The sequence below is a fragment of the Blastococcus sp. SYSU DS0539 genome, assembly GCF_054050855.1.
Window position 1 is genome coordinate 173,660 of record NZ_JBJHAF010000001.1, and the last position, 14,162, is coordinate 187,821.

Annotated in this window: 13 protein-coding genes and 1 riboswitch; of the genes, 10 read left to right on the forward strand and 3 right to left on the reverse strand. The window is 73.2% G+C overall.

Annotated features, from left to right (window positions below; genetic code table 11):
- Positions 1-3: 3 nt before the first annotated feature.
- The 8 genes from ACI790_RS00810 to ACI790_RS00845 all read left to right on the forward strand — a co-directional run bounded on the left by ACI790_RS00810 (position 4) and on the right by ACI790_RS00845 (position 9,149).
- Complete coding sequence (locus ACI790_RS00810; protein WP_456567874.1) at positions 4-684, forward strand: cyclase family protein; 681 nt, start codon at positions 4-6, stop codon at positions 682-684.
- Positions 685-772: 88 nt separating this feature from the next.
- Positions 773-877, forward strand: a riboswitch (guanidine-I (ykkC/yxkD leader).
- A 52-nt stretch (positions 878-929) separates the two neighbouring features.
- Positions 930-2,966 carry a dipeptide ABC transporter ATP-binding protein gene (locus tag ACI790_RS00815; RefSeq protein WP_456567875.1) on the forward strand — a complete coding sequence of 679 codons (2,037 nt, stop codon included), beginning with the start codon at positions 930-932 and terminating at the stop codon, positions 2,964-2,966.
- 1 nt (position 2,967) lies between these two features.
- Positions 2,968-3,831 carry an ABC transporter permease gene (locus ACI790_RS00820; protein WP_456567876.1) on the forward strand — a complete coding sequence of 288 codons (864 nt, stop codon included), beginning with the start codon at positions 2,968-2,970 and terminating at the stop codon, positions 3,829-3,831.
- 12 nt (positions 3,832-3,843) lie between these two features.
- The gene (locus tag ACI790_RS00825) at positions 3,844-4,839 is read left to right on the forward strand and encodes an ABC transporter permease (protein ID WP_456567877.1); all 996 of its coding nucleotides are present in this window, start codon (positions 3,844-3,846) and stop codon (positions 4,837-4,839) included.
- A gap of 6 nt (positions 4,840-4,845) precedes the next feature.
- A complete protein-coding gene (gene speB / locus ACI790_RS00830) occupies positions 4,846-5,988 on the forward strand; it encodes an agmatinase (RefSeq protein WP_456567878.1) in 1,143 nt (380 codons plus the stop codon).
- 25 nt (positions 5,989-6,013) lie between these two features.
- On the forward strand, positions 6,014-6,655 hold the full coding sequence (locus ACI790_RS00835) for a cysteine hydrolase family protein (RefSeq protein WP_456567879.1): 642 nt from the start codon (positions 6,014-6,016) through the stop codon (positions 6,653-6,655).
- Entirely contained in the window at positions 6,652-8,235 is a 1,584-nt protein-coding gene (locus ACI790_RS00840) for an ABC transporter substrate-binding protein (RefSeq protein ID WP_456567880.1), read from the forward strand. Before ACI790_RS00835 ends, ACI790_RS00840 begins: the two co-directional genes overlap by 4 nt.
- Positions 8,236-8,330: 95 nt before the next feature.
- The gene (locus ACI790_RS00845; protein WP_456567881.1) at positions 8,331-9,149 is read left to right on the forward strand and encodes an N-acyl homoserine lactonase family protein; all 819 of its coding nucleotides are present in this window, start codon (positions 8,331-8,333) and stop codon (positions 9,147-9,149) included.
- A 7-nt stretch (positions 9,150-9,156) separates the two neighbouring features.
- Here ACI790_RS00845 and ACI790_RS00850 read toward each other — a convergent pair whose 3' ends face one another.
- Entirely contained in the window at positions 9,157-9,315 is a 159-nt protein-coding gene (locus ACI790_RS00850) for a hypothetical protein (RefSeq protein ID WP_456567882.1), read from the reverse strand.
- A 105-nt stretch (positions 9,316-9,420) separates the two neighbouring features.
- Between ACI790_RS00850 and ACI790_RS00855 the strand changes: the two genes are divergently transcribed.
- Together ACI790_RS00855 and ACI790_RS00860 are read left to right on the forward strand one after the other, a co-directional pair.
- The gene (locus ACI790_RS00855; protein WP_456567883.1) at positions 9,421-10,014 is read left to right on the forward strand and encodes a TIGR03086 family metal-binding protein; all 594 of its coding nucleotides are present in this window, start codon (positions 9,421-9,423) and stop codon (positions 10,012-10,014) included.
- A gap of 7 nt (positions 10,015-10,021) precedes the next feature.
- Positions 10,022-10,447: a hypothetical protein gene (locus ACI790_RS00860; RefSeq protein WP_456567884.1), complete on the forward strand. Its 426-nt coding sequence runs from the start codon at positions 10,022-10,024 to the stop codon at positions 10,445-10,447.
- A gap of 60 nt (positions 10,448-10,507) precedes the next feature.
- On the opposite strand, the gene ACI790_RS00865 is transcribed toward ACI790_RS00860, so the two are convergent.
- Together ACI790_RS00865 and ACI790_RS00870 are read right to left on the reverse strand one after the other, a co-directional pair.
- Positions 10,508-12,553, reverse strand: coding sequence for a primary-amine oxidase (locus tag ACI790_RS00865; protein WP_456567885.1), 2,046 nt, complete (start codon positions 12,551-12,553; stop codon positions 10,508-10,510).
- A 34-nt stretch (positions 12,554-12,587) separates the two neighbouring features.
- Entirely contained in the window at positions 12,588-14,141 is a 1,554-nt protein-coding gene (locus ACI790_RS00870; protein ID WP_456567886.1) for an APC family permease, read from the reverse strand.
- Positions 14,142-14,162 lie beyond the last annotated feature (21 nt).

Sequence of the window (14,162 nt, forward strand, 5' to 3'; positions counted from 1 at the left end):
CCCGTGCCCCCGATCGTCGACCTGTCCGTCCCGCTCGACGAGGACGTCGCCGTCTTCCCGGGCGATCCGCCGCTGCGCACCCGCCCGGCGGCGACGGTCGCGGTCGAGGGCTTCAACGTGCTGCACCTGGCGATGGGCTCGCAGACCGGCACGCACGTGGACGCGCCGTTCCACGTGCGTGCCGACGGGCTGCGGATCGACGAGCTGCCCCTGGACCGCTTCCTCGGTCCGCTCGTCGTCGCCGACGTCCGGGGCCTCGGCCCCCGGCGGCCGATCGGCCCGGGCCGGCTGGCCCCGGTGCGCGACCGGCTGCGCGCCGGGGTGGCGCTGGTGCTGCACACCGGGTGGGCGGCGCACCGCGGGACGCCGGCCTACTTCGACCACCCGTACCTGACCCCGGACGCCGCGGCACAGCTGCTGGACGCCGGCGTCCGCACCGTGGGCATCGACGCGCCCAACCTCGATCCGACGGTGCTCGACGGCACCGGTCCGGCGCAGCTGCCGGTGCACCAGCTCGTCGCCGCGGCCGACGGCGTCCTGGTGGAGAACCTGACCGGCCTCGAGCAGGTCGACCGCCCCGGGGCCTGGCTCAGCGTGCTGCCGCTGCGGCTGGCCGGGGCCGACGGCGCCCCCTGCCGCGCGGTGGCCTTCTGGCCCGGGAACGAGCCGGTCACCCGCGTGTGACGGGGGCCACCCTCTCGTCACACGAAGGGAACACCGGCGGAAACCGCAGGTCACGCGGGCCCAGTTCACTGATCCGCGACCCACTCCGGTGGGGCGCACCTAGGGTTCCGCTCCCGGTCTGACCGGGGGGCCTGGTCCGAGAGGTGCAGGCGGGACTCGTCCCGTTCCACGGCGGGACAAAAGCCCGGGAGACAGTCGCTGCCGGCTGCCTCCTGGCCGGCGCCGATCCCACACGGAGGTATGGGATGACGCACTCGACCGCCGCAGCACCCGCCCGCAGCGGTGCCGGGCACGCCGGACCCGCGCCGTCCCGCGACGACGTCGTCGCCGAGCTGCGCGACCTGCACGTCGGGTTCACCCGCAACGGCCGGCAGGTCGAGGCGGTCCGGGGCGTCGACCTGGAGATCGGGCGGGGGGAGATCCTCGGCCTGGTCGGCGAGTCCGGCTCCGGCAAGAGCGTGCTCAGCCTCGCGCTGCTGGGGCTGCTGCCGGAGGGCTCGCACCCGCGCACCAGCGGGGTCGCCCGGGTGGCCGGCACCGACATGCTCACCGCGAGCCCGGAGGTGCGCCGGCAGGTCCGCCGGGTCTCGCTGGGTGCGGTCTTCCAGGACCCGATGACCTCGCTGAACCCGACGATGAAGGTCGGCCGGCAGGTGGCCGAGGCGGCCGGCTCGATGCAGGAGGCGCTTCGGCTGCTGAACGCGGTCGGGGTCCCCGACGCCGAGCGCCGGCTGGACGCCTACCCCCACGAGCTCTCCGGCGGGCTGCGCCAGCGGGTCATGATCGCGATGGCCGTCGCCGGCGACCCGGCCCTGGTCATCGCCGACGAGCCGACCACCGCCCTCGACGTGACCGTCCAGGCGCAGGTCCTCGCCCTGCTCCGCCGGCTGCGCGACGAGGTCGGCTGCAGCGTCCTGCTGATCACCCACGACCTGGGTGTCGCCGCGCAGGTGAGCGACCGGGTGGCCGTCATGTACGCCGGGCGGGTCGCCGAGGTGGGGCCGACCGCCACCGTCCTGCGAGAGCCCGCGCACCCCTACACCGTCGGCCTGATGCGCTCCCGGCTCACCCTGGCCACCGACCGCACCCGCCCGATCCAGGCGCTGGAGGGCGGCGCCCCCGATCCGGCCGACCTCCCGCCCGGCTGCCCCTACGAGCCCCGCTGCCCGCTGTCCACCGAGGCATGCACCACCCTGGTCCCCGACGCGCTGCCGATCGGGAACGGGCACCGCCGGGCCTGCATCGCCGCACCGGAGGCGGTGCTCGCGCTGGCCGCCGCCCCCGCACCCGCGCCGCTGCCCGCGGCGGGCGGCAACGATCGGTCGGCCGGGCTGCCGACGGGCACCGCGGTCCGGGCGCAGGGCGTCCGCAAGACCTTCAAGGTCCGAGCCGGGCGGGGGCGCAAGGCCTCGCTCGGCGCCCTCCGCGGCGTCTCGCTGGAGGTGCGCGAGGGCGAGTGCGTGGCGCTGGTGGGGGAGAGCGGCTCGGGCAAGTCGACGCTGCTGCGGGTCATCGCCGGGCTGGAGAAGCAGACCGCCGGCGACGTGGCGATCGGCGGCGCCGCCGGCCGGCCGCAGATGGTGTTCCAGGACTCCGGCGCCTCGCTCACCCCGTGGATGACCGTCGGCCAGCTGCTCGACGAGCGCCTGCGCACCGAGGGGATCGGCAAGGCCGAGCGGCGCAGCCGGGCGCTGGAGGCCCTGCGACGGACCGGGCTGCCCGACGCGGTCCACGACGCCCGCGGCAGCGAGCTCTCCGGTGGCCAGCGCCAGCGGGTCGCGCTGGCCCGGGCCACGGTCGTGCCGCCGGAGGTGCTGCTCTGCGACGAGCCCACCAGCGCGCTGGACGTCTCGCTCGCGGCCACGGTGCTCAACCTGATCCAGGACCTGCGCCGCTCGCTGGGCATGGCCGTCGTCTTCGTCACCCACGACCTCTCGGTCGCCCGGGTGGTCTCCGACCGGATCGCGGTCATGTACCTGGGTCGCATCGTGGAGGTGGGGGAGGCCGACGAGGTCATCCGGCAGCCCAAGCACCCGTACACGAAGTCGCTGCTGGCCGCCGTGCCCGACTTCGGCGTCGCCCCGCCCGCGCTGAAGGGCGATCCGGCGTCGCCGCTGGCACCGCCGCCGGGGTGCGAGTACCACCCCCGCTGCCCGTTCGCCGTGGACGAGTGCGCGGACCCGAAGCTCTTCGTCCCGCTGGAGCGCCTCCGGTTCGGCACCGAGCTCCTGCTCGACGCCGACTCCCGGCGCGTGGCCTGCATCCGCCAGAAGGAGATCTGACGTGGCCGTTGCCGAGATCGCGCCGCCCGCGGCGACGCCCACGCGCAGCCGCCGGGGAAGCAGGTCCTGGGGCCGCCGGGCCGACCTGGCCGCGGCCGGCCTGCTCGGGGCGCTCACCCTGGTCGCCCTCGCCGCACCGGTGCTGGCCCCGTACGGTCCCCTCGACGTCGTCGGGATGCCGTCCGCCGCGCCGATGACCGACGGCTTCCTGCTCGGCAGCGACAGCGTCGGCCGCGACATCCTCAGCCGCGTCATCTACGGCCTGCGGTCGAGCTGGTTCGCCGCGCTCGCGGTGGTGGCCCTCGGCCTGTTCATCGGTGGGCTGGTCGGACTGGTCGCCGGCACCCGCGGTGGGTGGGTCGACACCGTGCTGATGCGCATCACCGACGGGTTCCTCTCGCTGCCCTCGGCGGTGGTCGCGATCGCCGTCGTCGCCGCGCTGGGCAAGGGCCTGGTCAACACGCTGATCGCGGTCTCCATCGTCTGGTGGCCCTTCTACGCCCGCATCATCCGCGGCGAGATCCGGGCGCTGGCGGTCCGGCCGCACGTGGAGGCGGCGCGGCTGGCCGGTGCCGGGTCGGTGCGCATCGCCACGCGGCACCTGCTCCCTGGAGCGGTGCCCGCCGCCGTCGTCACCGCCAGCCAGGACCTCGGGATCCTGGTGCTCACCCTCGCCGGACTGTCCTTCCTCGGGCTCGGGCAGTCCGCGCCCGCCCCGGAGCTGGGGGCCGACGCCGCCCGGAACCTCAGCTTCCTGCTGCAGGACTGGTGGATCCCGGTGATGCCCGGTCTCGCCGTCGCGGTGCTCGCGCTGTGCGCGAACGTCGCCGGCGACGGCATCCGCAACCTCATGTCCGGTCGCTGAGAGGACTCCACCGTGCTTCTCCTCGTCGCCAAGCGGCTCGCCGCCGTCGTGCTCATCCTGCTGGCGCTGACCGCCGTGCTGTTCGGGCTGCAGCAGGTGTCCAGCACCGATCCGGTGCGCACCATGCTCGGCGCCAACGCCTCCCAGGAACTCGTCGCCGAGACCCGGGCCGAGCTGGGCCTGGACGACCCGCTCGCGGCCCAGTACTTCCGCTACGTCGGCAACCTGGTGCAGGGCGACCTCGGTGACTCCTTCCGCACCCGGCGCGCGGTGAGCGAGGACATCGGCACCTTCCTGCCCGCGACGCTGGAGCTGGCCGCGTTCGGGCTGCTGCTCGCCGTGGCGCTCGGCGTGCTCTTCGCCGTGGCGACGACGCTGCGCTGGCCCGGCGCCCGGCTGTTCCGGTTCGTGCTCATGGCCGGCGCCGCGATGCCCGCGTTCCTGCTGGCCCTCGGCGGGATCATCGTCTTCTACAAGACGCTGGGCTGGCTGCCGGCGACCGGGCGCACCGGCATCTCCGACGCCCCGACCGGGCCCACCGGGCTGCTCACCGTCGACGCGGTGCTGAACGCCCGGCCGGACGTGCTCGGCGACGCCCTCCTGCACCTGCTGCTGCCCGCGATGGCGATCGCGATCGGGCCGGCGGTCGCCATCGGCCGCGTGCTGCGCTCCAGCCTGGTCTCGACGCTGCGCACCGACTACACCCGCACCGCCCGGGCCAAGGGCCTGACCGACTTCCAGGTCATGCGCAGGCACGTGCTGCGGAACTCGGTGGGGCCGGCGCTGTCCATGACCGGGCTGCAGGTCGGGCTGATGTTCGCCGGCGTCCTCGTCGTCGAGCTCATCTTCTCCTGGCCCGGCCTCGGCCAGTACACCGCGCAGAGCATCCCCGTCGACGACTTCACCGCCATCGCCGGCGTCATGTTGGTGCTCGGCGTCGCCTACGTCCTGATCAACACCCTGGTGGACCTGCTCCAGGCCGCCGCCGACCCCCGAATCGAGGCCTGACCCCCCGTGTCGCACGACCACGGTCACTCCCACAGCCACGCCCTCAAGGGCGCCGACGAGTTCCCGCACTGGCAGCTGCCCCCGCGCACGCCGGGCCCGGTGGCGGTCAACCGCCCCCGCGGCGAGCGCGGCTTCGCCGGCATCCAGACGTTCATGAAGTTGCCGGTCTGTCTCACCCCGGAGGACCTCACCGCCGGCGAGATCGACGTCGCCGTGCTCGGCGTCCCGTGGGACGGCACCGTGACCGGCCGGGCCGGCACCCACCTGGGCCCGATGGCGATCCGGTCAGCGGACTACATCGGCGGCTACGGGTCGAGCCTGCCGCACCTCGACGTCCGGGTGGACCCGCTGGCGCACCTGCGCGCCTGCGACTACGGCGACGCCGAGGTGCTGGTCGGCAACACCCTGGGCACCTTCGACCTGGTCCGCGAGTTCGTCGGCGGCGTCGTCGACGCCGGGGTGGTGCCGATCGTCCTGGGCGGCGACCACGCCATCACCTGGCCCTGCGCCACCGCGGTGGCCGACGCCTACGGCCACGGCAAGGTCGGCATCATCCACTTCGACGCGCACGCCGACACCGCGCCGGACTCCCCGGGCTCGCTGGCCAGCCACGGCACCCCGATGCGCAAGCTGATCGAGAGCGGCGCCGTCCCGGGCAAGAACTTCGTCCAGGTGGGCCTGCGCGGGTACTGGCCCGACGCCCCGATCCTCGACTGGATGGAGGAGCACCAGCTCCGCACCCACTTCATGGCCGAGATCCGCCGGGACGGGTTCGACACAGTCCTGGAGCGGGCCCTCGACGAGGCCCTCGACCAGGCCGACCACCTCTACATCTCCCTCGACGTCGACGTCTGCGATCCCGCCTACGCGCCCGGCACCGGGACGCCGGAGCCCGGCGGGCTCACCAGCGCGGAGATCCTCCGGACCGTCCGCCGGCTGGCCGCCGAGGTCGGCATCGTCGGGATGGACGTCGTCGAGGTGAGCCCTCCCTACGACGGCACGGCGGGGATCACCGCCCTGCTGGCGCACCGCGCCGTGCGCGAGGCGATGACCGGCATGGCGATGCGCCGGATCGGTCTCACCTCACCCGACTACGTCGACCCCCGTTCGGCCGGCACCGGCGCCGCCCGCACCCACCGCACGTCCTGATCCCGTCACCCCCGAGGAGCCCCCCGTGCAGCAACCCCTTCTCGTCGGCCGGCCCGTGCTGGTCGTCGTCGACATCCAGCAGGCCGGCGCGATGCCGCCCGACGTCGCGGGCATGACCTTCATGCCCGGCTTCGACGGCCGGGTGGAGCGCGCCGAGCGGCTGGTCGCCGCGGCCCGGGCCGCCGGCGTGCCGATCGTGTTCTTCCAGGAGCTGCACCGCCCCAGCGGCATCGACTTCGGCCGCGAGCTCGACGGGGCCGAGGGCCGGCACTGCGTCGACGGCGAGCCCGGCACCGACCTGTGGCCCACGTTGATGCCCGACCCGGCGGCCGACGACCGCGAGTTCTTCATCATGAAGCGCCGCTACTCCGGCTTCATCGGCACGGAGTTCGAGATCGTGCTGCGCGCGGTGCAGGCCCAGACGCTGATCCTGATCGGCGGCCTCACCGACGTCTGCGTCCAGTACACGTTCGCCGACGCCCACCAGCGCGACTTCCACGTGCGGGTGGTCGAGGACTGCGTCGGCGGCTCGACGACGGCCCGCCACGAGGCGGCGCTGGACGCCATGGAGTACCTGCAGTCCGGCGCCCGCCGGAGCACCGAGGAGATCGTCGCCGCGTTCGGCGCGCTGGGCGCCCCGCGTGAGCTCGTGGAGGTGGGGGCATGACCCGCTCGGCATCCCGCGTGCTGCGCCGGCTGGCGCTGCCGCTCGCGGCGGCGTTCGTCCTGACCGCCTGCGGTGGCGGCGGCGAGCAGCCGCAGGTGACCAGCGAGGCGCCGACCGACGGCGTCCTGCGGCTGTCCTTCCTGCAGGACCCGGGCCAGCCGCCGGACCCCGACATCTACTACGCCGGGCAGGGGCTGATCCTCACCCAGAACATCTACGAGGGCCTGCTGCAGTACGAGGTCGGCACGGACGTGCCGACCCTGGCCCCGGCGCTGGCCACCGACTGGGAGGTGTCCGAGGACAACCGGGTCTACACCCTGACGCTGCGCGAGGGCGTGACGTTCCACGACGGCACGCCGTTCGACTCCTCGGCGGTCAAACCGTCCTTCGACCGCCGGCTGGCCGTCGGGCAGGGACCGGCCTACATGGTCACCGACGTCGTGTCGGTGGAGACGCCCAGCCCGACCGAGGTGGTCATCACGCTGAGCGCGCCGAACTCGGCGTTCCTCGACTACCTCGCCTCGCCCTACGGGCCCAAGATGATGAGCCCCACGGTCCTGTCCGAGCAGGCCGGGGACGACTTCGCCCAGACCTACCTGCAGACCAACGACGCCGGGACCGGGCCGTACACGCTCACCCGGGCCGACGTCGGCCAGGCCTACCAGATGCAGGCCTACGAGGACTGGTGGGGCGGCGACGTCCACTTCGACACCGTCGAGATCCCGGTCATCACCGACCTGTCCACCCAGCAGCTCATGCTCAACGACGGCGAACTGCACGCGATCCTGCACGACCTCAACGCGCCGGCGGTGGAGGACTACCTCGGCAACGACGACGTCACCAGCTACAGCCTCCCGTCGTTCATGACCGAGCAGATGTACCTCAACCCCAACACCGGGCTGTTCACCGACGTGGCGGCCCGGCGGGCGTTCCAGCAGGCCATCGACATCGAGGCGCTGCGGGAGCAGGTCTTCGCCGGCCGCAGCGAGGAGCCGACCGGCAACTACCCCGCCGGCCTGCTGCCCGCGGAGCTGGACGTCCAGGACATCCAGGCGGACACCGCGCCGCTGGAGGAGATCGCCGCGAACGCCTCGGCCGAGGAGAAGACGATCGTGCTGGGCTACGACACCAGCCAGCCCGACGACCAGCAGCTGGCCAACCTGGTCAGCGCCAAGCTGCAGGGCCTGGGGCTGACGCCGGAGGTGCAGGGCTACACGACCTCGGAGGTGTTCGGCTGGATCGGCAACCAGGAAGGCGCGCCCAACGCGTTCTTCAGCTCCTACTGGCCCGACGCGGCGCACCCGTACACCTCGGCGCACATCCTGTACGCCCAGGACGGTGGCCTTAACTACCTCGGCTGCTGGGACCCCGCGATCGAGGAGCTCTTCCCGAGCGCCCTGGAGACCGGTGACCCGGAGATCTTCGCCGAGATCGGGGAGCTGGCCACGGGGACCGGGTGCTGGACGAACCTGGCCTACCGGAAGGACTTCATGGTCGCGCAGAACTGGCTCGAGGGGGTCGAGGAGTCCAAGGACATCGCGGCGACGATGAGCCTGCGGATCGCCGGCCTGTCGGCCTGAGCACGACGGGAGGGCCGGCGGGCAACCGCCGGCCCTCCCGGTTCCCGCGGAACGGGCACCCGCCCGTCCCGTCGCACGCGATCGAGGGAGAGGTCATGGCCAGGACCGGAGTGCGGGACGTCGTGCTGCTGACGCTGGGCTGGGAGGAGCTGGAGAAGAGCGTCTCCGTCGACGGCGCGCCGGCCGGCGAGCGCATGCGCGAGCCCGTGCCCGGGATCCTGCTGCTCTGCGACGGCGGCTGGCTGCTGCTGGACACCGGTTTCAACACCGCGCTGCTGCACGACCCGGCGCTGCGCCGGCGCTTCTACGGCGACCCGTCGCACCGGGCGATCCTGCCCGGCCCGGGGGAGCCGCTGGACGAGGTCCTCGCGCACGCCGGCATCGACATCGCCGAGGTGCAGGCGGTGGGCCTGAGCCACCTGCACCTGGACCACGCCGGCGGGCTGCGGCACTTCACCGGCCGGCCCGTGCACGCCCAGCGCCGCGAGCTGGAGTTCGGGCTGACGCCGGAGGCCGAGCAGCACGCGATCTACCGGATCGACTTCGACGACCCCCGGCACGACTGGCGCCTCGCCGACGGCGACGTCGAGATCGCGCCCGGGGTGACCGCCGTGCTGACCCCGGGGCACACGCCCGGCCACCAGAGCTTCGTCGTCGACCTGGACGACAGCGTCGGCGGTGGCGGCTACGTCTTCGCCTTCGACGCCGCCGACCTCACCGAGAACATCACCGACGAGGTCTCCATCGGCGGGCGGGTGAACGCCTCGCCGGAGGAGTGCGTCGAGCAGATCCGGCGGCTGAAGTCGCTCGCCGCCGCCCGCGGCTACCCGCTGGTCCCCGGGCACGACCCGCACGTCTGGCCCGAGCTCACCGCGCGGACCGCCGAGCGCTTCGGCCGCACCCCCGCGCGCTGAGGCCCCGCTACGCGCGGGGGTACAGCGCCCGCGACGTCGCCAGCGCGAGGCCCGGCACCAGGCCGCCAACCGGGTAGAGCGCGGCGCTGCGCACCGGCCGGGCCGCCTCCGCCGGCGGCGCCGGGTCGGGTCGGGAGCGCCGGCGGCGGAGTACGGGGAAGGCCATGGCCGGACGATGCCGGGCGCACGTTTCCGCCCGTCGCGGCGCGCGGTGAACAGCGTGTTGCGGCCGCACCGATGACTTCGCGGCGGCGCCGCCGTCGTACCGGGCATGCAGACGACGACGCTCGACCTCGGCCCGCAGACCGCCGAGCTGGCCCGCGTGGTGGCCGGGGTGCGGAACGCCCAGCTGGGTGACCCCACCCCGTGCGCGGGCATGTCGGTGGCCGGCCTGCTCGACCACCTCACCGGCCTGGCGCTGGCGTTCCGGCTGGCCGCGGAGAAGACCGCGTTCGACGGCGGTCCGTCGGCCGACGCGGCGAACATCCCCGCGGACTGGCGCACCCGGCTGCCCGCGCAGCTCGAGGCGCTGGCCGCCGCCTGGCGCGACCCGGCCGCGTGGGAGGGGGAGACCGAGGTGGCCGGCGTGCGCATGCCCGCGCCGGCGATGGCCGCCGTCGCCCTGGACGAGGTGCTGGTGCACGGTTGGGACCTCGCCGTCGCCACGGGCCAGGCCTACCGGGCGGATCCGGCCGCCGTGCAGGCCTGCCTGGAGTTCGTCGGCGACCGCAGCGACCCGTCGCAGGAGCCCGAGGGGCTGTTCGGCCCGCCCGTGCCGGTGCCGGACGGCGCACCGGCGCTCGACCGGCTGCTGGGCCGCACCGGCCGCGATCCCCGCTGGCGGGCCCGGGCCGAGCCAGCATGATGGCGGGGTGAGCGCCGCTCCTCCGTCCCGGGCCGGTGGAGGGGTCCGGCTGGTCACCCTGGCGGTGCTCGCCGTCCTGGCCGGCGGCGGCTGGGCCGGCGGGCTGGGGTTCCTGGCCGACCCGAGCGGCGGGGGGCTGGGCATGACGACGGCGGAGCTGCCGGACTGGCCCCTGCTCGGCGACTACACGCTGCCCGGCATCGCGCTGGTGCTGCTCTTCGGCCTGCTGCCCCTGGTGCCGTTGGTCCTGCTGCTGCGACGGGACCCCCGCGGGTGGACGGCGACGGCGGCGGTGGGCGCCCTGCTCGTCGGCTGGATGGTCGTCCAGCTGGTCGCGCTCGGCCTGGCCTTCCCGGCGATGCAGCTGGCCTTTCTCGCCGTCGGACTGCTGCTCGTCTGCGTCGGCCTGGGCCGGCGCCGCGGGCAGGCCTGACCGGGACGGGTCCGGCGCCGCCCCCGCGGGGACGGCGCCGGACCGGGGTGCGCCTCGGGGTCAGGCGTCCCCGTGCTCGGCGAGCGGGAGCCCGCGGTGGGTCTCGGAGTGCCCGCAGGTGCAGGCGCCGGCGGGGCAGTGCGAGCAGGACGCGCTCGGCGGCAGGTCGAGTGCGGGGTTGCCGTCGAAGAAGCCGACCGGCTTGAGCATGAACCCGATGTAGGCCACCGGCATGACCGGCCAGTCCTCGGGCCGCACGATGTGGTGGGCGCCGAGGGTGTACCAGAGCACGACGTCGGTGTTCTCCAACGGGGCGTCGTCGGCGATGTACTCGGGCAGGCCCTGGGCGTCGGGTGACTGGTAGGGGTAGTTGCCCGAGGCGTACATCTCCCGCGGGTCGTACTTCGTCACCCACAGGTTGTGCTGCACGAAGCGGGCCCGGTCGTAGATCGCGGAGCCCTCCTGCAGCATCGAGGGGACGACCTCGCGGGGCATGAGCTTGTAGCCGACCGGGCTGCCCAGCTCGTTGACCTTCGAGGGGTTGACGATCTTCCAGTACCGGGCGGTGGAGAACTCCCAGTCCCGTGCGCCCTCGGCCTCGGAGCGCACCGGCGTCTCCCGGGTGATCCAGGCGTTGTGGTGGGGGTTGAGCGCGGGGTCGGGCTCGGGGATGGAGTCCACCTCGAGGACTGTGTTGGCCGGTCCGTCGATCGCCATGTCCATGCGGACGTTGAAGTGGTGCTGGTGGTGCGGCCCGTACAGGCCCGGGGCGACGAGGTTGCCGTACCGCGGCTTCTCGCCCTCGGCGATCGCGCCGGTGGTGAGGACGCCGGTGAGCTTCACCTCGTACTCGATGTTGCCGTCGGTGTAGAGGTACCAGAAGAAGCCGTACTCGTAGTTGCCGACGGTGGCGATGAAGGAGATGACCAGCCGGCGCGAGCGGCGGACCTCGACGAGCCCGGTGCGGAAGTCGGTGTGCTTCCAGGCGATGCCGTAGTCCTCCTCGTGCATGCACACGGCGTTGGGGATGGTGACGGCGTTGCCGAGGGAGTCGTTGACGACGCCGTCGAAGTAGAAGATCTCACCGAGGCAGTCGCAGCCGAGGGTGAGCGGGTTGGCCATCAGCCCCATCCCGACCTCGCCCATGTCGAACACGTTCTTGTTCCAGTGGGTGGGGGCGGTGTCGCCGTAGGGGACGACCATCTCCGACAGCGCCGCCCGGTACATGACCGGCCGCTCCACGCCGCGGTCGTCGTAGGACAGCTGGTGCAGGACCAGGCCTTCGCGGGGGTTGAAGCCGACCCGCAGCGACCACTTCTGCCAGTCGACCTTCCACCCGTCGACGGTGAAGCTGGGCCCTTCGGGCTGGGTGATCTCGATCGGCTTGAGGTCGTCGCGGAACTGGCGGAACGCCGGCCGGTTGCCCTCGGCGAACATGAAGCGTTCCTCGTAGTTCCCCGCGTACCGGGGGAGGGGCACCACGCCGTGGTCCTCGACGTCGACGACCGCCATCGCGTCGAGGTCGAAGGTGACGATGACGCCCTCGACCGGCCGGGCGTAGCCGTGCTCGCCGGGCTCGGCGCGGATGAACGTCAGCGGCCGGCACAGCAGCGGGGAGTTGTCGTAGTGGTCCTGCGCGCCGTAGTAGCCGGTGGGCCACGGGTCGACCATCGCCAGGCTGAAGTCGGTGACGCCGCGCTTGCGCATCGCCTCCTGCCAGCGCGGGTCCTCCACCACGATCTTCTCCACGCCCTCCATGTGCTCGGCGAGGAAGGAGGGGAAGCGCCCGGGCACCGGCGTCCAGGAGACGACCGTGCCCGCGTCGAGGTCGGCGATCCCCTCGTAGATCATCTTCTGCGCCCCGTCGTAGGCCACGGCGAACGCCTGCCGGGGCGGCAGCGCCGTCGCGTCGAAGACCAGGTCGGCCGGCTTGGCCGGCTCGGCCAGCGAGATCATCACGTACCGCAGGCTCTCGGTGGCGTGCTCGCTCGCGCCGATGATCGCGGCGGCGCGCTCGATCTCCGCGCCGGTCAGCGGGTCCAGCGGGTGCGCGACACCGCTGGGCGGGGTGTCGAGCAGATCGGTCAGGGTGGTGTCGACGGCCATGCTGGGAAGTGCTCCTTCGTGTGGTGGTGCGGGGTCAGGGGGTGGGCTCGGTGCTCGCCGAGCGCTGCTGCGGCAGCTCGAGCACGGCCAGGTGGGCGAGGGCGTCGGGTGCGCTGAGCTTCGCCGCCGACCGCCGTCCGAAGACGTAGACCAGCAGGCCGACGACCAGGGCCACGGCGACGATCGAGCCCAGCCAGGTCATCCAGGTGGCGGCCGGGACGTCGATCCACGGGGTGGCGAAGGAGTAGTAGATGCCGGCCGTGGTGCTGAGCGAGCCGATCACCGCGACGGCCCAGACGGCGGGCATGCCGCCGGGGATCCGCCAGAAGTCCTCGGTGGTGTAGCGCTCGGCGTACCGCTTCCGCGCCCGCACCAGCGGCACGAAGAAGAAGAACCCCGACACCAGCCAGACGACGCTGAGCGCACCGGTCAGGTAGACGGTGACGTTGGCCAGGCTGGACTGGGAGAACAGCGCCACCATGACCGTCGAGGACAGCGCGCCCTGCACCAGCAGCGCGGTGACCGGGTTGCGGGTGCGCGGGTTGAGGTGGGTGAAGATGCGCGGCAGGTGCCGCTCCAGGCCGGAGACGAAGATCAGCCGGGAGTAGGCGATCTGGTAGGTCACCAGCGCCACGAAGACGATGAGCGCGAGGACGACGGCGGCGATCTCCATGAGCCCGGGGAAGCCGGCGACGTCGAGCATCCCGATGACGCCGGTGACCGGGTCGATCTGCGCCGACGGCAGGGCCATCATCGTGCCGAGCGTGGTGAGCAGGTAGATGGCGATCAGCGCCAGCGAGCCCCAGCCGATCATGCGCGTGGCGCTGCGCTTCACCGACAGGAACTCCGCGCCCATGTTGAACGGGGTCTCGACGCCGACCAGGTAGAGCAGCACCGTGCCGAAGAGGAAGCCGCCGACGGCGAAGTTCGGGATCAGCGCGTCGCGGGCGACGAACTCGGTGGCCGGGCCGCCGTTGTTCACCGCGTACAGGGCACCGGCGACGAAGATGACCGCGGTGAGCGCGCCGTAGGTGAGGAAGGCGGCGTTCATGATCTTCTGGTTGGCGGCGAGCTTGGCCAGCGCCAGGCCGATGACCACCCAGAGGATCAGCAACTGCAGGATGATGCTGAGCGTGATGCCGATCTCGGCGTGGAAGGCGAGCAACAGCAGTTGCACGACGATGGCCGGCGAGGCGGCCCCGTTGAGGATGACCGGCATCCAGGAGAGGTAGCCGCCGAAGAAGGCCAGCGGCTCGTTCATCGTGCGGTAGGCCCAGATGTAGACCCCGCCCTGCCCCGGCCACAGGTTGCCGAGCTCGGCGACGGCGAGGCCGGCCGGAACCAGGAACAGCGCGATGCCGAGCACCCACATGGGGATCGCGTTCCAGCCGCCGGTGGCCATCACCGAGGAGCCGGTGATCCAGCAGATGATGAACACGTAGGTGGCGGTGAGGCCGAACGTGCTCATCACCTTGGGCAGCACCTGCTCGGGGACCAGCTCGGTGGTCATGAGCTGCTCGCGCGGCGGGGGCGTCGTCGGCGGCGTCGTCGGCGGGGCGGCGGACGTCGGCAGGGCATCGGCGGACATGGGCACTCCAGGGCGTCGGGC